This is a genomic window from Halomonas sp. AOP7-E1-9 (genome assembly GCF_052376035.1).
Classification (GTDB): domain Bacteria; phylum Pseudomonadota; class Gammaproteobacteria; order Pseudomonadales; family Halomonadaceae; genus Vreelandella; species Vreelandella citrativorans.
Map to the genome: position 1 here is coordinate 26,035 of NZ_JBQSVC010000033.1, position 16,575 is coordinate 42,609.

Genomic DNA, 16,575 nt, shown 5'->3' on the forward strand with positions numbered 1-16,575 from the left:
ACAAGACAATGGCCACCAAGCTAGAGGATGTCTCAATGAAATTGATCTCAGCCATTATCAAGCCGTTTAAGCTTGATGACGTACGCGAATCGCTCTCCGATATCGGCGTGCAGGGCATTACTGTCACAGAAGTAAAAGGGTTTGGTCGTCAAAAGGGCCACACGGAGCTTTATCGTGGAGCTGAGTACGTGGTGGATTTCCTGCCCAAAGTGAAGCTGGAAGTCGCTGTCGATGACGATATGGTTGAGCAGGTAATTGATGCGATTACCCAGGTCGCCAACACGGGTAAAATCGGCGATGGTAAAATCTTTGTGATGCCGCTTGAGCAGGTTATTCGTATCCGTACCGGCGAAACGGGTAAAGACGCGGTTTAAGCGGGTGAAGGGTGAGCAGTGAAGGGTAAGTCATGAATCAAAGCCCTGCGGAGTATCTCCGCAGGGCTTTTTATCAGCGAGTGACGTATGAGAGGGCAGCGATCAGGTTCGACTATTCACACCTCGCTCTTCACGACTCACCAATCCATCACTTCTCAACAAACGCACGCTCAATCACGTAGTCACCAGGTTCACCCATGCGCGGTGAGATATTTAGCCCCAGCTCATCCAGCAGTGCGCTGGTGTCATCCAGCATCGCAGGGCTGCCACAAATCATGGCGCGGTCCTGGCGCGGGTCGATCGGCGGAAGGCCGGTATCCTCGAAAATTTTACCGCTGCGGATATGGTCGGTTAAGCGGCCCATGGTATGGAACTCTTCACGGGTTACCGTGGGGTAATAGACCAGCTTATTGGTAATATCTTCGCCCAGATACTCGTGGGCAGGCAGCTCTTTGGTAATAAAATCAGCGTAGGCCAGCTCAGACACTTCACGCACACCGTGTACCAGCACGACTTTCTCATAGCGCTCATAGACTTCCGGGTCCTGAATCAGGCTCATAAACGGTGCAAGGCCCGTTCCGGTCGAGAGCATATACAGGTTGCGGCCCGGCAGCAGGTCGTCGCACACCAGCGTACCGGTCGGCTTACGGCTGACCATGATTTGATCGCCTACTTTCAGATGCTGCAAGCGTGAGGTCAGCGGGCCATCGGGCACCTTGATGCTGAAAAACTCAAGGTGATCTTCATAGTTCGGGCTGGCGATGGAGTAAGCACGCATCAGTGGTTTGCCGTTCACTTCCAGACCGATCATGACAAACTGGCCGGTTTTAAAACGCAGGCTGCGCTCGCGCGTAGTGCGGAAGCTAAACAGGGTATCGTTCCAGTGGTGAACGCTGAGAACTTCTTCCAGAGCAAACTTACTCATACCAATGTCTCCCTATAGCGATGCTGGCAGGAAATCACAGCATCTATATTCTTTAAAAGAATAAAAAATCATGAAATATGTTGTCATCAATTCTAAGTAAAGGTGGTATATCTGTTAAGCGAATTATATTGATAACACTTATCTTTAAAATCGATATAGGCCCTGTATGCACTATACCCTTCGGCAATTGGAAGTCTTTGTCGCGGTTGCTCAGCACGAGAGCGTCTCGCAAGCGGCGCGTGCGCTGGCCATGTCTCAATCGGCTACCAGCACGGCGCTTGCCGAGCTTGAGCGCCAGTTCGACTGCCAACTGCTTGACCGCATGGGAAAGCGGTTAAAATTAAATGCGCTGGGCTTTCAACTGTTGCCCAAGGCGGTAGCGTTGCTTGATCGCGGCGAGGAGATCGAAGAGCTTCTTCGTGGCCAGCAAGGCGTTGGGGCGCTGGACGTGGGGGCCACACTAACCATTGGCAACTACCTGGCAACGCTTCTGATCAGTGATTTTATGCAGCGTTACCCAGGCAGCCGGGTGCGCCTTTCGGTACGTAATACGCGCCATATTATTGAGGGCGTGCGCCAGCACTCACTGGACCTGGGTCTGATCGAAGGCCAGTGCGATGACGAAATGATCATCAGCCAGCCTTGGGTTGAGGATGAGCTGTGTGTTTTCTGCTCGCCGCGCCACCCACTGGCGGGAAAAGAGCACCTCGAACTTGAACAGCTGCTGCGCGAAGACTGGATCATGCGTGAAGAGGGGTCAGGCACCCGCATGACACTAGAGCACGCCGCACGCCACCGGCGCAGCCGGTTTAATACGTTGCTGGAGCTGGAGCATACGGAAGGGATTAAGCGGGCGGTAGAGTCGGGGCTTGGCATCGGTTGTGTCTCGCGGCTAGCGCTACGCGATGCCTTCCGGCGGGGAAGCCTGGTACCGCTTCCCACGCCGGAGTTGGATTTAAAGCGTCAGTTCACCTTTATCTGGCACCGCCATAAATACCTCACCACGGGCGTGCGTGAGTTCCTGCGCCTGTGTCGTGAAATGACCGCAGGCGCTAAACGCAGTGACGATATTGAGCTGCCGCCAGTGCCTTAATGTCTTGATTAAGATGGCAGCTTGTTGGTTGGGTTTGAGGGACGATACACGCCAGTCCAAGCAGGGTAATGCTGCAATATGATACTGCTGGGGCTCCGATATAAAGCCCCGGCAGATAAGCATTGAGATACGTATGTCGCTGACAGCAGCGGCGATATAACAACCTATCGCCGCTGCTGATGGGTTAGTAGGGCGAAGAGGGTGGAGGCGGCAACTGATGCCGAGAAGAAGCGTTGCTGGCTTCAAGCGTAAAGCCACCGACTAATGCCGAGAGCCGCTCCGCTTGATCCTTGAGCTGCTCGGCAGCCGTGGTGGACTCTTCCACCAGCGCCGCGTTTTGCTGGGTCATCTGGTCCAGGTCGGTCACGGCGATGCTGACCTGGCTGATGCCGTCGCTCTGCTCGCTTGCCGCGGTGCTTATCTCGGCCAGCATTTGGGTGACGCGTGTGACACTGTCCGCCAGCTCATGCATGGCCGTTTCAGCACCCTTGACCAGTTGGGTGCCACTTTCCACCTTGCCCGTTGAGGCATCAATGCGCTGGCGGATATCCGCGGCGGCGTCGCTACTGCGAGACGCCAGTTTGCGGACTTCATCGGCGACCACCGCAAACCCACGGCCATGTTCACCCGCACGCGCCGCTTCTACCGACGCGTTCAAGGCCAGCAGGTTGGTCTGAAAGGCGATGCCGTCAATCACGGTTACGATTTCCTGAATTTCAGCCGAGGTAGTGCGAATGTCATCCATTGTGACCACCACCTGCTCAAATGCCGAATTGGTTCGCGAGGCCAGCTGTGAGGCTGTTTGAGAAAGCCCGCTGGCTTCCTGGGAGGCACTGGAGGTATGGCCGACGGTGCTGCTGATCTGCTCCATGGCCGAGGACGTTTGTTGCAAGCTGGCCGCGGCCTGGTCGGTGCGCCGTGAAAGGTCCTGGCCGCCCTGGGTAATCTCACTGGCGGCATGGTGAACGGATTCACTGCTGGCGCGTACATCCACCAGTACATCGTGGATCTTGACCGCAAAGGCGTTGAACTGAATGGCAAGTTCGGCGCTTTCATTGCGTCCACGCACTGGTAGGCGTTGGGTTAAGTCGCCATCGCCTGAGGCAATGTCACGCATACGCTCGGCGAGGGTTCGCAGCGGGCGAGAAATGCTGCTGCCCAACACCCAACTGGCCAGCAAGCCCAGAAACGCGATGACAAGGCCCATGCCCAGCATGCTCAACATGGAGGCCGTGCGTTGCTCATGCATCTGCTCCTGCATGTTGTTTAAGCCAGCAAACACGGCTTGCTCAGGTAAGCGAAGCATCAATACCCAGGGCGCTTCAGTACCGCCGATGGTAAAGGGCCAATAGAGTTCGATCATTCCCTGCGCTTGGTCAACGTTACGGACCACGTCGCCCTGTTGGGCGCTGCGAATATGTGCCTGTAGGGAGGGGGTAAAGGCTTCGTTTGCTGATTTTCCAACCAAGGAGGCATCGCCGGTGTAGGCCGTGACGCCTCCCTGTGAGGCGATAAGTGCTATTTCGCCCGCGCCGTTGTATAGCGTTTGGTTGGCCTCGTTAAGTATCGACTGAATAAAGTCGACCGTATAATCAACGCCTGCAACGCCACGAAACTCTCCATCAACAACGATAGGGGCATTGAACGAGGTGACCAACGTGAGCTTGCCGTCGTAATCGAACTGCGCCGGGTCAACGATACAGGGGGCTAGCGTTTCACGCGGGCATAGATAGTACTCGCCGCTGCGCACGCCGCTTGCCTGAATAGCCTCACTCTCCATAGCGTCGCTTAACGGAAGCGCGGCTAAATCACCGTTATCGGTGCGATACCACCAAGGGCGGAAGCGCCCATCGTCACCATAGCCAAGTCCCTCGCGCCCGGCAAAACGCGCGTCCAGACCAAAGGCGTTTGGCTCCCAGCCGATATAGGCATCCAATATTTCGGGATTGGTGATCACCGTTTGGCGTACCAGCAGCGACATTTCGCGGCGGCTGAGGTTCAGTGCCGGTCGGCCGTTGTCATCCAACTGGCCCAACATGGCATTGGTGGCGGCCAGGCTTTCGGCAATCTTGAGGGTTTTTTCAAACTGACCCTGAATACGCTCGGCCTGTGCTGAGGCGACCGCCGTTAGGCGCTCTTCAATGTTGCGCTCAAGCAGCTCTTTGGTTTGGTCTTCTACCAGCGCCTGAGAGCGCTCATTGGCAACCAGTGAATAGACCACCAATGCCGCCACCACCAGCAGGATACAGCCGCCTACCAGGAGGGTAATTAACGTACGGACTGACTTGAAGTTCATGTTTTTATTGCTCTCAGTACTTGGTTATGCCGTGATTAGCTATGGCGTGATTAACTATGGCGTGACGCGAGGGTGGGAGAGGGCGGTATAAGCCGACCATGTTGGGATGCTGAACCGTTTGATAGGGTGAAACCGCCAACGACATCGGCAAGGCGGAGTGACTGCTCTTTTAGATGCTCGGCAGCGGTAGTGGACTCTTCCACCATCGCGGCGTTTTGTTGGGTCATGCGATCAAGCTCAGCCACCGCGATATTGACCTGATGGATGCCGTCGCTCTGCTCGCGTGTGGCGGCACCAATCTCACCCAACACATCGGTGACACGGGTAATACTCTCCACAATGTCACGCATGGTGGCGCCGGCGCTTTGAACGAGTTCGGTGCCATTGGTGACCGTCTGGTGTGAGGTATCAATCAGCGTTCTGATGTCGCTGGACGCATCGCTGCTGCGCTGCGCAAGCTTACGAACTTCATCCGCCACGACCGCAAAGCCTCGGCCATGTTCTCCGGCACGGGCTGCTTCAACGGAGGCATTCAGGGCTAGCAAGTTGGTCTGGAAAGCAATGCCGTCCATCAGTGACACAATATCACTGATTTTATGCGACGCTGCCGAGATGTCGCCCATGGTGGCCACTACCTGATCAACTACTTGACCGCCTTTGTTGGCCACTTCAGAGGCATTCATCGAAAGCTGGTTGGCCTGTTGTGCAGCCTCTGCAGTGTGTTCAATGGTGCTGGTAATCTCTTCAATAGATGCCGAGCTTTGTTGCAGGCTGGATGCGGCATTGTCGGTGCGGCGAGACAGATCCTGCCCGCCCATGGAAATTTCATTGGCGGCAGTCTGTACCGACTGGCTGCTATCGCGAATGGTCAGCATTACGTCGTCCATTTTGGCGACGAAGCGATTGAAATAGCGGGCAATTTGGGTGACTTCATCATTGCCTTCTTCAGGCAGGCGTTGGGTCAGGTCCCCTTCACCAGAGGCAATGTTGTCCATAGCGTTACGCACAACTAACAGTCGGCGCAGCAGTAACGACAGCAGCAAACCAAAAGCGAGGGCTGTTAAGACCGCGACCACCACCAGAATAATGAGGGAAGAGGTGGCAATGGCGCGTAGTCCTGCGGTGGCTTCGTATTCATCCAGAGCGACAATGAGTTGCCAGTCGCTGCTACTACCGACTTCTCGGCTCATCAACAGTTTATCGTTAGCGTTTAGAACCAGCGGCTTTGGACTTGGCGCCGCGGCAAGCTCATGCAGGTAGGATATGTTTAACTGATCACTGAGGGTAGTGGCAGGCTGAAGGGCCATTTCCCGGTCTGGATGGGCCACAATAGTGCCATCCTGGGTGACCAGGAAACCGAAGCTTGCAGGCGTTGGTGATATGTTGGCCACAATGTCCACAACATCATTGATACTGATATCTGCACCTACAACCCCCAAAAAGCGATTATTCTCGTAATAAGGGTGGATAAAGGAAACGACCAGCTCGCCACTGATCATATCCAGATAAGGCGGCGTTATGACCGTTTTGCCTGCTTTCTCGGCTTGCTGATACCAAGGGCGTTGGCGAGGATCGTAATCACTTGGCGGTTGCCAGCCATCTGAAAAAATCGCGGTGGGCGTATTGGGAAAGGCCATATAGGTAGCCATAAAGCCACCCGATGCTTCCAGCTGACGCAGCGCCGGTAGAGGATCATCACTGCTTATCGCGTCGGAAAGCGCTGATACCATGCCGCTACGAGAACTAACCCATTCATTAAGTGCTTGTGTATTGCCTTTAACTACTGCATTAAGGTTATTTGTAATTTGCTGATTATTATTATGTTTCACGGTCATATAACTGGCGATGCCGTTGATAACCAGCGCGATAATAATAGCCGTCAAGGCAGCCAGAAGAATACGTGCTCGAAGGGAGGAAAACATGGTCGCTCTCTTTGTCGATAAGCTGACGTATGCTGCATAGCGGCATACAACATTGATAATTGTTAGCTTATCGGCAAAAGCGACCACTACTTTAGTAGAAATCCCACAATTGCCGGGAATTACTTACCGCATATCGCTAACCGCCTCCTGAATGTCGTTAATGGACGCTTTACTCAAATCCTTGGACAGCGTGTGCGTTACCAGTTTTTGAGTTGGCGCATCCAGCTTTTCGCGCAGTAGACCCAAAAACTTGGGCGGTGCGACCAGAATCAGCTTTTCCATACTGTTATTGACGCGGGCGTTATACAGGCATTGAGTCACTTCTTTGGCAAACAGCTCGTTTTCGTGCTTTAGCGCTGTCCCCCCTTCGGCAGACGAGCGCGAGCCAGATGACATGGATTCATGCACATCCGCACCTGCACTGTCAGTAATCAAGTCACCCTCATGCAGGCGCCCTTCAGCATGCACCAGGCTCTCTTTTTCCTTCAGGTGAAGAGAGTCACGAGTAAAAATGCGTGCTCGAGCGGCATCCGCTACCACAATATAGGTTGTCATCGGTTAACGTCCTCCATGCCGTTTAGGAATGTATTAACCATGGCAAGCGTTTGGCATTCGGTCAACCAGGCACCGTTGAAATGGTCCCGCCAATCATCGGCAAGTTGTCATCTCGTTCTTGTATGATGCCGATGGTATGTTAAATCATCCGTTTTTCGAGGCTTGTGACAAGGTTATGCCAACGACTTCTCTTTGCGCCCCCAGCCATTGGCGTAATCGCTACCTGTTGATGCGCCACGGCCATAGCCAGGCAAATCAGGACGCGTTGATTATTAGCAGCCCCGAGCGGGGTGTTGAAGCATTTGGACTTTCTACCATCGGCGAGCATCAGTTGTTGAGTGCGGTGAACGGGTGGGTCTGGCCTGTACCCACACAGGTGGTGCATTCTGATTTTTTGCGCACTACTCAAACCGCCGCCCGCGTGGCCAAGGCCTTTCAGCTTACGATGACGCCCGACAAGCGCCTCAGAGAGCGCTTCTTCGGTGAGTTGGAGGGCGGCTCGGACGAGCGTTATCCGGAAGTGTGGGCGCTGGATGCCCAGAAGGCTGACCATACTGCGCACCAGGTAGAGGCGGTGAGCGCCGTGGCCGCACGTATGAGGAAGGTGATAGACGAGTGGGAGCAGCAGCGCGAGGGAGAAACCATCCTTGTGGTTAGTCACGGCGACCCGCTACAAATACTGCTGACCGCCTTGCAAGGCAGGCCGCTCACCCAACACCGTGAGCAGCCTGCTCTGTTACCTGCCAGCATTACCCAAGTGGGCGCGCCTTAGATCGCGCCTCCCCCGTATGCCTTAGTGCCCCAGAATCTGGCTCAGGAACAGCTGGGTGCGCTCGGACTGCGGGTTGTTAAAGAACGGCTCGGGTGCGTTCTCTTCAATGATCTGCCCCTGGTCCATGAAGATCACCCGGTCGGCGACGGTCTTGGCAAAGCCCATCTCATGCGTTACGCACAGCATGGTCATGCCCTCTTCGGCAAGTTCAACCATGACGTCCAGCACCTCCTTGATCATCTCGGGGTCGAGGGCTGAGGTAGGCTCATCAAACAGCATTACATCCGGGTGCATGCACAGCGAGCGAGCAATCGCCACGCGCTGTTGCTGACCACCGGAAAGCTGGCCGGGGTACTTTTTCGCTTGCTCGGCAATGCGTACGCGTTCCAGATAACGCATGGCCTGCTCTTCAGCTTCCCGGCGCGGCTTCTTCTGCACCCACATGGGCGCGATGCAGCAGTTTTCCAGCACTGTCAGGTGCGGGAACAGGTTGAAGTGCTGAAACACCATGCCCACGCTGCGGCGTATCTGCTCGATGCGCTTGACGTCCTGGGTCAGCGGCACCCCGCCGACCACGATATCGCCCTGTTGGTGCTCTTCCAGGTGATTAATGCAGCGAATCAGCGTTGACTTGCCCGAACCGGATGGGCCGCAGATAACGATACGCTCGCCGCGTTTTACTTCAAAATCAATATCGCGCAGTACGTGAAAGTCGCCGTACCACTTGTTAACGCCGTGCATTTCGACCATCAGGTCCGACGTACTGTTAGACATGCTGTTGCCAGAGAGGTTGGTGGCTGCTTGTGTCATGGTTATATCCTGCTCAAATTCTTTTGGGAAAAAGCGGCGTTAGCGTTTGTGGCCGGTGTTCAGCTTGCGCTCCAGGTACTGGCTATAGCGCGACATGCTGAAACAGAAGATCCAGAACACAAAGGCGGCAAACACGTAGCCTTCCAGCGAAAAGCCCAGCCAGTTCGAGTCGGAAAGCGCCGCCTGCACAATCCCCAGCAGATCAAACAGCCCGATGATCATAACCAGCGTGGTGTCCTTGAACAGCGAGATAAACGTATTCACGATGCCTGGAATCATCATCTTCAGCGCTTGGGGAAGAACGATCAGGCCCATGCGCTTCCAGTAGGTCATGCCCAGTGCCGCGGCGGCTTCCTCCTGGCCCTTGGGGATCGCCTGAAGACCGCCACGAATGACCTCGGCCATGTAGGCACTTTGAAACAGCGTTAGGCCAATCAGCGCCCGCACCAAGCGGTCAACGCTAATATCAGAGGGCAGAAACAGCGGCAGCATCACCGAGGCCATGAACAGCACGGTAATCAACGGTACACCGCGCCAGAACTCGATGAAGATGACGCAGAAGCTCTTCACGATGGGCATGTTAGATCGCCGCCCCAGAGCCAGTACGATGCCAATCGGCAGCGCCCCTATCATGCCCACCGACGCCAGCAGCAGGGTCAGCATCAAACCGCCCCAGCGGTGGGTGGGCACGCGTGGCAGGTCAAAGTAGCCGCCATGAAGAAGCACGTAGGCCGCGATGGGAAAGCCCACCAAGGCAAACACGGCCACCCAGCGCTTGAACGGCAGGCGTGGAATGGCAAGCCAGGCGATCAGGGTAAAAAAGCCGCCAAACACAATATTGGCGCGCCAGATTTCGGTACGCGGGTAAAGCCCGTAGATGAACTGCGTAAAGCGCGCATTAACGAACACCCAACAGGCGCCCTCTCGCGAGCAGTCATCCCGGGTGGTGCCTACCCAGTCGGCGTTGATGAACGCCCACTGAATGGTCGGTACCAAGAGCAGATACAGAACGTACAGCCCCACCAGCGTAAACAGCGTATTGAGCGGGCTGCTGAACAGGTTGGTGCGCAGCCAGGCCACGGGCCCCAAGGTATTGCTGGGGGCAGGCCGCTGGTCAATCATTGTTTGGTTATGAATCATAAAGCTATCCTCACCGGCGCCTAGCGCTCAACCAACGCTACGCGGGCGTTGAACCAGTTCATGAACATGGAAACCAGCAGGCTGATCGTCAGATACACCGCCATGGTCATGGCGATCACCTCAATGGCCTGCCCCGTTTGATTAAGCGTGGTGCCCGCAAATACGGATACCAGGTCGGGGTAGCCGATGGCCGTGGCAAGCGAAGAGTTCTTGATCAGGTTCAGGTACTGGCTGGTGAGTGGTGGGATAATGACCCGCAGTGCCTGTGGAATGACTACCAGGCGCAACACCAGGTTACGCGGCAGGCTCAGCGCTTGGGCGGCTTCAGTCTGGCCGTGGGAAATGGCCTGAATGCCCGAACGAACAATTTCAGCAATGAACGCGGCGGTATAGATGGAGAGCGCTAGCCACAAAGCCAGAAATTCCGGGATCACGGTAAAGCCACCGCGGAAGTTGAAACCGCGCAGTTCCGGAATATCCCAGGTGATCGGTACGCCGGTGGCGACCGTAATCAGCAGTGGCAGACCCAGAATCAGCGCAAGCGATATCCACCCGGCAGGGACTCGCTTACCGGTTGCCTCTTGGCGGCGCTTGTTCCAGACACACAGCGCAATACTGGCGATAATCGCGACGATAAAGGTCGCTGGAATCATCCCAAAGCCTGACTCAAAAAGCGGCTCAGGCAGATACAGACCGCGCACGTTAAGAAAAATAACCTCGCCAAACGAGAGGCTGTCCCTTGCACTGGGTAGCGTGCGCAGCACGGCGAAGTACCAGAAAAAAATCTGTAGCAGTAACGGGATATTGCGGAAAGTTTCGATATAGGCGGTGGCCAGGCGTGCCAGTAGCCAGTTGGGCGACAGGCGAGCAATGCCGACAATAAAGCCAATCAGCGTCGCGGCCACCACTCCAAAAGCGCCGACCAATAGCGTATTGAGCAAGCCCACCAAAAAGGTGCGGCCGTAAGTATCCTGAGAGGAGTAATCAATCAGGCTTTGTACGATACCAAAGCCTGCGGTGTTATTTAAAAAGCCAAAACCGGTGGTGATACCCCGGGCGGATAGGTTGTCCTGAGTATTGCCGACGATATATAGCAAAAAAACGATAACGGCTGCCGTTAAAAGCAGCTGGAACACAAGCGCGCGCTTGGCACGGTCTCGCCAAAACGGTGGCTTGTGGCCAGCGGGGCGAGTGTTTGGTCTTACGGACATGGGTGGCGTCTCCGCTACACGGAAGGTCAATCAAATGGCCCGCCTGCACTTATTTGCTAAGCGCGACGGGCCGGGTCAAGCGAGACGCTTAGCGAATCGGCGGTGCGTACTGGAAACCACCCTGGTTCCATAACGCGTTGGCACCGCGTTCAATCTCAAGCGGCGAGTCCATGCCGACGTTGCGCTCAAAGCTTTCGGCGTAGTTACCCACTTGGCTAATAATGTTGTAAGCCCAATCCGCATCAAGCCCCATGCCTTCACCGTAGTTACCGTCCTGGCCAAGCAGGCGGGCGATGTCGGGGTTTTCGGAGCCGGTCATTTCCTCTACGTTTTCGCTGGTTACGCCGTACTCTTCAGCATTGAGCATGGCAAACAGTGACCATTTCACGATGTTGAACCAGGTGTCATCGCCCTGGCGAACCACCGGGCCCAGCGGCTCCTTGGAAATGATGTCGGGCAGAATAACGGCGCCATCCGGATCATCTAACTGAATGCGCAGCGCCGCCAACTGAGAAGTGTCCGAGGTTAGAACGTCACAGCGGCCAGCCTGGAAGCCGCCCACGGTCTGCTCTGAGGTATCAAATACGATAGGATCAAATTCCATATCGTTGGCGCGGAAGTAATCGGCCACGTTAAGTTCGGTGGTGGTGCCCGTTTGGATACAGATCGCCGCACCGTCCAGCTCATCAGCACCGCCGATGCCCAGGTCACGGCTAACCATAAAGCCGATACCGTCATAGAAGTTGACGCCTGCGAAGTTCAGGCCCAGCGTGGTATCGCGGGTGGTGGTCCAGGTCGTGTTACGAGAAAGCAAATCGACTTCGCCAGACTGCAGCGCAGTGAAACGCTCAACGGCGTTGAGAGAGATGTAGTTGACGGCATCCGCATCACCCAGCACGGCAGCGGCGACCGCACGGCAAACATCGACATCCAGCCCTTGCCAGTTGCCATCACCATCGGGTGCTGAAAAGCCTGGCAAACCGTCGCTGACGCCACACTGCACGGCTCCACGTTCAATGGTTTCTTCAAGTGTTGCTGCGTTAGCGTTAGTGGCGCCTGTCAGTGTGATGGCGCCTGCAGAGGCCAGTAATACCCAGTGTTTCTTGTTCAACATGGTAATTCCCTTCCTCGATTAATATTGTTATGCATGCAAAGGCATGACATATAAAGCTAGCAAGGAAGATGCCAACATGGGTACAACGCCAAATTCAGCGCTTTTCAACGCAAAATGATTCTGCTTCTACGAAAGTTTAGGTGCAAAAAATAAGAAGTGGTTACTGCGCGCCCCGTTTTGGTGCGCGCCATGTTATTTGTTTACTTTTTTATAGATGGTGGCTGTTTTATCTTACTAACGCTCTTGCGAGTCTTTCTGCTCAAGATTACGCAGCGCCATCTTTAACAGACTCATGCCTTCTTCTTCGTTTTTGATCAGCGTTTGGATATCGATACTGCGCAACACGCCCCCGTCTTCATCGCCCATGACGACGAAAACACTGTCCGGCGATGTTTTAACGCCATTCGTATAGGCCGGTAATTCAGCAAGATTCCCATTAGCTGCTTGGGGTAGCATAGTCTCTTCGTAAGCAGCCGATACGCCGCGCCAGGCTCTCTCCGCCTCTGTCATGCCAGAGATCAATTTAGCGTCGACCTGCCTAGCCATGCGAGTCAGCCCCCCCCCGTAGTCACCTTCCGCAGCATATGTGTCGCTGTACAATTCATGCGCTTGGTTTCTGAAGTGAGTATCGTTTTCCGTCATCTGTAGAAATGCTAAATGGCGCTCTGCTGAAGTAAAGTCTCCAGAGTCATCAAAGGCTATTTTGGAAAGGGAGTGCCTATCCAGTTCGGCAAAAGGGTTTTCGGAAGATGCTTGCGGGTACGGCTCGTCGCTATTATAAAATTTCGACATCAAGTGGTTGGCCGCCTGCTCGGCGATAGAAAGCCGGGTTTTGTCGAAGCTGTCCGGGCGCTCCAGCAGTACCTCCGCTACCTTGCCCGCTTCCTGCCCGACCATTTCCTGAAGTTGCCCATGTATTTCTTCCAGGAAAGCGTCAAATGCGGCGGGAGAGGCGGTTGCTGCATTTTCCTTCGAGAGGATCTTCGACATCTCCATCGCCATGGAAGAGAGGTTGACCACGGCGCTTTTTTCGTCACTCCGCGCCAGGGAAAGGCTGCCGTCCATCCCGGATGAACCCTTTAGCAGAGGGGAGTCACCGGCCTGCAAACCAGTATAGCTCCCATTAATTATATAGTGGCCGCTCATGGTACCGCGCCCTAGCACCTTTTCATTATAATGATCATTAACGTTCAAGAGGCTGCTAGCATGGGCATAAGAGTATGTTTTCACGATTTGTCTCCACTTATAAATAGACGAATAGCACCCTCGGCTTTACCGGGCCGAGGGCAGTCAATGATCAGTAGACCGTAAAGGTTGCGGTGTATCGGTAAGGCTCGGACCACTTCTCGTTACTCAGCCTATCCATGCAACTAGGGCCGCCTCCCACTCTATTGGAGCTGCTTTAGCGCGGTAAAACACGTTGCGTTGGTTTTCCAAAGCATTTTTCTTTCACCAATACTAAACGGCTCGTTGAGCGATCAAGACGTCGACTATTTCTTGATGCCTACACAAAGCATCGGCAGGCAAGCTATAAAGTTAAGTAAATATTGTCATTTTTTATTGGCTACCGCTAATTTTATTTTAATTTTCCGCATCCAATACTAGCGCCTGTGAACGTTGCACATAGGTAGCTGCTGCTCGCTCATTTACTGTAATCGATGGCAGGCCTGGTTTTAAAACGCGCTTCTGCAATATCTCCGTTGCCTTCCATTCTTTCTCAACCGTTTCCTTCATAAGCTATTCAATAGTCAGTAGTTACAGTTATTTATTCGCCGGTGGTTTCAGCCAATCAAACATTTTCATTATAAAGCTACGTTCTGTGGGTTTTTCATCGTTCTTGCCAATAAAAGCCTCAAGCAGGCTTTTATTAAGCTGCTGAGGGAGTGCTTTGGCATCGGCTACGAGTGCTTCGCGTGAAGCCTCTTCCTCAGCATTAGACGTATTTCGAACAAAATCAGCTGCTGGCTCATCCGTGGTATGTATTACGTAGTTATTTGCCTTATACACAAAGGTAGAGAACTTAGGGTCGAGTGGGGTGGTGTCGTTACCATTAGTTGAAAATCTAGAAACCATTTGCTCAAGGAACTCAAAGTCACTGCTGTGAGTAAAGCCATAGCCAGGATCCAGAATGTAATTCAGAAAACCTTTGTCTAACCTTGTAGAGCTAATGTCGCCGCTGCTTTGAATGTGTTCTACAGTAGCCGCATCTTCATCGGTAAAGCTGGCGGTTCGCACTCGGCCTTCGAGATCATAGCTACGGCCATCGTTAAAATTTGCTACCGCTTCGCCATTATTACGTTGGCGATATAGTCCGATATCCCAGGCTAGCCGATCCACGTGCTTTAAATCTGCCCCTTGTTCCTGAGAAAACTCATACATGTCTGCCAGTAGATTTCGATCATCCTGAGTCAGGAAGTTATGAGGGAGCATCATCCCGTATTCATTCATACCTTTAGAGCCAGATAGTACAGATGGCTCACTGGTGATGTCTTCAGTAAGAAAAAGCCGTGACAATAATAAGGCTTTTCCACTTAGGGAGACGCTAGTGCTTTCGCTAGGCTGGGGCATCCTAACGTCATTGGTACGCTTAACGACACCGATACCATCCTGGGTGTCGGATACTTGCTTAGCTCCTTGATTGTATGTAGAAATCGGGCCTTCGACTTTCATCGTTCAATCTCTCTGGCATGCAACCTCTCCGTATTCGGGGAGACTGGTATGAGTTCTTAATAAGCATAATGGAAGCTAGCTATAATTTTGTCTGCAAGTTGTATAACATTTCTTCCACCATTAACTTGATGAGAAATAGTTACTTTAACACCATTGCCAAATCGCCGGTTATTGAAGTTATTAATTGTTCCAGATGAATTGGGCGGGTTAGCTTCTTCAAACATTGTCTATCTCATTATTATCACTAATCCGCTTGGCTTTTTCGGCATCTTCCAATTCTTGAAGAAGAAGGGCCAGTTTCAGCTCTTCGGGCAGCTTAATCTCTTTCTCTTCCCGCCCTGACAGTTGCTTGGCAAGTTCAGAAAGTTCGACATGAAAGCTTTGGCTATCCCCCTTTGCAACGGCTCTATCCAAATCCTGTTGTGCAAAGACTTGGGAAGAGACAGTTTCGCCGGTGATGGGGGATGCATTAGCGATAGCTGCCACCAGCTTCATTGCGCCAATCGCGATATGCCGCGTTGCAGGTAAATCAGCATATTTGGGTAGTGTTTGCCGCTGATACTCAAGTTGGTTGTACTTAACATCGCGGTTGATTTCATTGCCTCCGATTGGAGAGGAGAACTCCGCTGGCCCAAGGCTTGTACCAATCACTCCCTGTGGAGTCTCTAAGCCAGCCTCACGCAAGCGACGACTCATGGTCGACATCTCGCTAATACTGGCATCCTTGACGTTGAGATCCTTCACGATATCCATGAAAGTGTCATAATCTTTTTGGCTAAGCACGCCGCCCAGTAAACCTTCACCCCCTGTTTTTTCACCTACCTTGATGGTGAAGTTTTCATATCTTGCAGGGTCAAGCAACGTTCCACGACTCATGCTCGCATTCAAATTGCTGAGCATTGAGGCAACAGCCGATGTATTTGAGATCATGGTTGTTTTCCTAGGTTAACAGTATATCTGTTTGGTGCTTTTCATTAATAACTTAAGGCTCATCGGATAGGAAAAAAGCTAATAGTAGGAATACTCCCAGTCATAGACCAATTTCGCACTGTATTATCTTCAATCCGATATCTATATTTACCGGTAGGCATGGGCATGAAGGCTCGTGTGGCTTGCCTCGCATTTACTATTATCTCTTTTCAACTAATCGTTGAGTTTGCAAAGCGTTTACCAAGGTTGGCGAAGTCTTCACTTGACATCAGTATGTCAAAAATATCTTCAGGTGCCCCTTTGCCTTCGGCGCGATGGGTTATAAAGTTGAAGTCCATCTCGATCAGGTGTTCAAGGCGTGGTGCATAGAAATCGGGATACTGCGCCTGCATGATAGGTGGCAGCTCGTTGTAATTCCCCAGCACTTCTTTGAAAAATTCGGTCATCTTGCCAGTTTGGCTGTACTCCAGCTGGCCTCGAGCAACAACCGCCTGTTTCCATGCGGTTTCTTGTGCACGTCCCTCTAGCCAAGCCGCCCGTCGCTCATTGGCAGTAAACGTGCCGCTATCATCATAAATAACCAATGCTAGTTGATCTTGGGATAGGCTGCTAAAGGGGTTGCTACCTCTGCCGCTGACAAATGAGGTGGCTTGTTTTGCTCTTTCCAGTAGTTCGGGATCATCGGTGTCAGGTACTTCAGCATCATATTTTGCCCGGTGAAGATGAAAGTCCCGAACGATTGGCTGGAGCAGTGCATCAGCTT

General features: G+C 53.2%; 17 protein-coding genes. 3 read left to right on the top strand and 14 right to left on the bottom strand.

The features are described 5' to 3' along the window. The first annotated feature begins 35 nt into the window (after window positions 1-35). Window positions 36-374: a P-II family nitrogen regulator gene (gene glnK, locus ACT3R4_RS15280; protein ID WP_027337179.1), complete on the top strand. Its 339-nt coding sequence runs from the start codon at window positions 36-38 to the stop codon at window positions 372-374. A 148-nt stretch (window positions 375-522) separates the two neighbouring features. Here the strand turns inward: glnK and ACT3R4_RS15285 are convergent, their stop codons facing one another. Next, window positions 523-1,299 (bottom strand): ferredoxin--NADP reductase, encoded by a 777-nt coding sequence (locus tag ACT3R4_RS15285; protein ID WP_087110558.1) that lies wholly within the window; start codon window positions 1,297-1,299, stop codon window positions 523-525. 166 nt (window positions 1,300-1,465) lie between these two features. Here ACT3R4_RS15285 and ACT3R4_RS15290 point away from each other — a divergent pair, with 166 nt between their 5' ends. Then, window positions 1,466-2,392, top strand: a complete 927-nt coding sequence (locus ACT3R4_RS15290; protein WP_087110560.1) for a LysR family transcriptional regulator — start codon at window positions 1,466-1,468, stop codon at window positions 2,390-2,392. Between the two features lie 184 nt (window positions 2,393-2,576). Here ACT3R4_RS15290 and ACT3R4_RS15295 read toward each other — a convergent pair whose 3' ends face one another. The 3 genes from ACT3R4_RS15295 to ACT3R4_RS15305 form a co-directional block, all read right to left on the bottom strand. After that, window positions 2,577-4,688, bottom strand: a complete 2,112-nt coding sequence (locus tag ACT3R4_RS15295) for a methyl-accepting chemotaxis protein (RefSeq protein WP_441678118.1) — start codon at window positions 4,686-4,688, stop codon at window positions 2,577-2,579. 50 nt (window positions 4,689-4,738) lie between these two features. Beyond that, a complete protein-coding gene (locus ACT3R4_RS15300) occupies window positions 4,739-6,610 on the bottom strand; it encodes a methyl-accepting chemotaxis protein (RefSeq protein WP_441678116.1) in 1,872 nt (623 codons plus the stop codon). Window positions 6,611-6,733: 123 nt separating this feature from the next. After that, a complete protein-coding gene (locus ACT3R4_RS15305; protein WP_441678114.1) occupies window positions 6,734-7,165 on the bottom strand; it encodes a host attachment protein in 432 nt (143 codons plus the stop codon). 175 nt (window positions 7,166-7,340) lie between these two features. On the opposite strand from ACT3R4_RS15305, the gene ACT3R4_RS15310 reads away from it, so the two are divergent. Then, window positions 7,341-7,937: a histidine phosphatase family protein gene (locus ACT3R4_RS15310; protein ID WP_441678112.1), complete on the top strand. Its 597-nt coding sequence runs from the start codon at window positions 7,341-7,343 to the stop codon at window positions 7,935-7,937. A gap of 21 nt (window positions 7,938-7,958) precedes the next feature. Here the strand turns inward: ACT3R4_RS15310 and ACT3R4_RS15315 are convergent, their stop codons facing one another. The 10 genes from ACT3R4_RS15315 to ACT3R4_RS15360 all read right to left on the bottom strand — a co-directional run. Next, window positions 7,959-8,687 carry an amino acid ABC transporter ATP-binding protein gene (locus tag ACT3R4_RS15315; protein ID WP_441678128.1) on the bottom strand — a complete coding sequence of 243 codons (729 nt, stop codon included), beginning with the start codon at window positions 8,685-8,687 and terminating at the stop codon, window positions 7,959-7,961. A gap of 99 nt (window positions 8,688-8,786) precedes the next feature. Continuing rightward, on the bottom strand, window positions 8,787-9,887 hold the full coding sequence (locus ACT3R4_RS15320) for an amino acid ABC transporter permease (RefSeq protein ID WP_441678110.1): 1,101 nt from the start codon (window positions 9,885-9,887) through the stop codon (window positions 8,787-8,789). A 20-nt stretch (window positions 9,888-9,907) separates the two neighbouring features. Beyond that, window positions 9,908-11,098: an amino acid ABC transporter permease gene (locus ACT3R4_RS15325; RefSeq protein WP_441678108.1), complete on the bottom strand. Its 1,191-nt coding sequence runs from the start codon at window positions 11,096-11,098 to the stop codon at window positions 9,908-9,910. Window positions 11,099-11,186: 88 nt separating this feature from the next. Next, complete coding sequence (locus ACT3R4_RS15330) at window positions 11,187-12,212, bottom strand: amino acid ABC transporter substrate-binding protein (RefSeq protein ID WP_441678106.1); 1,026 nt, start codon at window positions 12,210-12,212, stop codon at window positions 11,187-11,189. Between the two features lie 234 nt (window positions 12,213-12,446). Continuing rightward, window positions 12,447-13,442 carry a hypothetical protein gene (locus tag ACT3R4_RS15335; protein WP_441678104.1) on the bottom strand — a complete coding sequence of 332 codons (996 nt, stop codon included), beginning with the start codon at window positions 13,440-13,442 and terminating at the stop codon, window positions 12,447-12,449. A 351-nt stretch (window positions 13,443-13,793) separates the two neighbouring features. Continuing rightward, window positions 13,794-13,946: a hypothetical protein gene (locus ACT3R4_RS15340; RefSeq protein ID WP_441678103.1), complete on the bottom strand. Its 153-nt coding sequence runs from the start codon at window positions 13,944-13,946 to the stop codon at window positions 13,794-13,796. Between the two features lie 27 nt (window positions 13,947-13,973). Next, complete coding sequence (locus ACT3R4_RS15345; protein ID WP_441678101.1) at window positions 13,974-14,882, bottom strand: hypothetical protein; 909 nt, start codon at window positions 14,880-14,882, stop codon at window positions 13,974-13,976. Between the two features lie 56 nt (window positions 14,883-14,938). Then, on the bottom strand, window positions 14,939-15,106 hold the full coding sequence (locus ACT3R4_RS15350) for a hypothetical protein (protein ID WP_441678099.1): 168 nt from the start codon (window positions 15,104-15,106) through the stop codon (window positions 14,939-14,941). Beyond that, window positions 15,099-15,812, bottom strand: a complete 714-nt coding sequence (locus ACT3R4_RS15355; protein ID WP_441678097.1) for a hypothetical protein — start codon at window positions 15,810-15,812, stop codon at window positions 15,099-15,101. Before ACT3R4_RS15355 ends, ACT3R4_RS15350 begins: the two co-directional genes overlap by 8 nt. Window positions 15,813-16,021: 209 nt before the next feature. After that, window positions 16,022-16,575, bottom strand: a 554-nt coding sequence (locus ACT3R4_RS15360) for a hypothetical protein (RefSeq protein WP_496201870.1), incomplete at its 5' end; no start/stop codon positions are given.

Bases quoted from the DNA above. Each gene is read 5' to 3' on its own strand.
- glnK (WP_027337179.1), top strand. From the start codon at position 36: ATGAAATTGATCTCAGCCATTATCAAGCCGTTTAAGCTTGATGACGTA.
- ACT3R4_RS15285 (WP_087110558.1), bottom strand. From the start codon at position 1,299: ATGAGTAAGTTTGCTCTGGAAGAAGTTCTCAGCGTTCACCACTGGAAC.
- ACT3R4_RS15290 (WP_087110560.1), top strand. From the start codon at position 1,466: ATGCACTATACCCTTCGGCAATTGGAAGTCTTTGTCGCGGTTGCTCAG.
- ACT3R4_RS15295 (WP_441678118.1), bottom strand. From the start codon at position 4,688: ATGAACTTCAAGTCAGTCCGTACGTTAATTACCCTCCTGGTAGGCGGC.
- ACT3R4_RS15300 (WP_441678116.1), bottom strand. From the start codon at position 6,610: ATGTTTTCCTCCCTTCGAGCACGTATTCTTCTGGCTGCCTTGACGGCT.
- ACT3R4_RS15305 (WP_441678114.1), bottom strand. From the start codon at position 7,165: ATGACAACCTATATTGTGGTAGCGGATGCCGCTCGAGCACGCATTTTT.
- ACT3R4_RS15310 (WP_441678112.1), top strand. From the start codon at position 7,341: ATGCCAACGACTTCTCTTTGCGCCCCCAGCCATTGGCGTAATCGCTAC.
- ACT3R4_RS15315 (WP_441678128.1), bottom strand. From the start codon at position 8,687: ATGGTCGAAATGCACGGCGTTAACAAGTGGTACGGCGACTTTCACGTA.
- ACT3R4_RS15320 (WP_441678110.1), bottom strand. From the start codon at position 9,887: ATGATTCATAACCAAACAATGATTGACCAGCGGCCTGCCCCCAGCAAT.
- ACT3R4_RS15325 (WP_441678108.1), bottom strand. From the start codon at position 11,098: ATGTCCGTAAGACCAAACACTCGCCCCGCTGGCCACAAGCCACCGTTT.
- ACT3R4_RS15330 (WP_441678106.1), bottom strand. From the start codon at position 12,212: ATGTTGAACAAGAAACACTGGGTATTACTGGCCTCTGCAGGCGCCATC.
- ACT3R4_RS15340 (WP_441678103.1), bottom strand. From the start codon at position 13,946: ATGAAGGAAACGGTTGAGAAAGAATGGAAGGCAACGGAGATATTGCAG.
- ACT3R4_RS15345 (WP_441678101.1), bottom strand. From the start codon at position 14,882: ATGAAAGTCGAAGGCCCGATTTCTACATACAATCAAGGAGCTAAGCAA.
- ACT3R4_RS15350 (WP_441678099.1), bottom strand. From the start codon at position 15,106: ATGTTTGAAGAAGCTAACCCGCCCAATTCATCTGGAACAATTAATAAC.
- ACT3R4_RS15355 (WP_441678097.1), bottom strand. From the start codon at position 15,812: ATGATCTCAAATACATCGGCTGTTGCCTCAATGCTCAGCAATTTGAAT.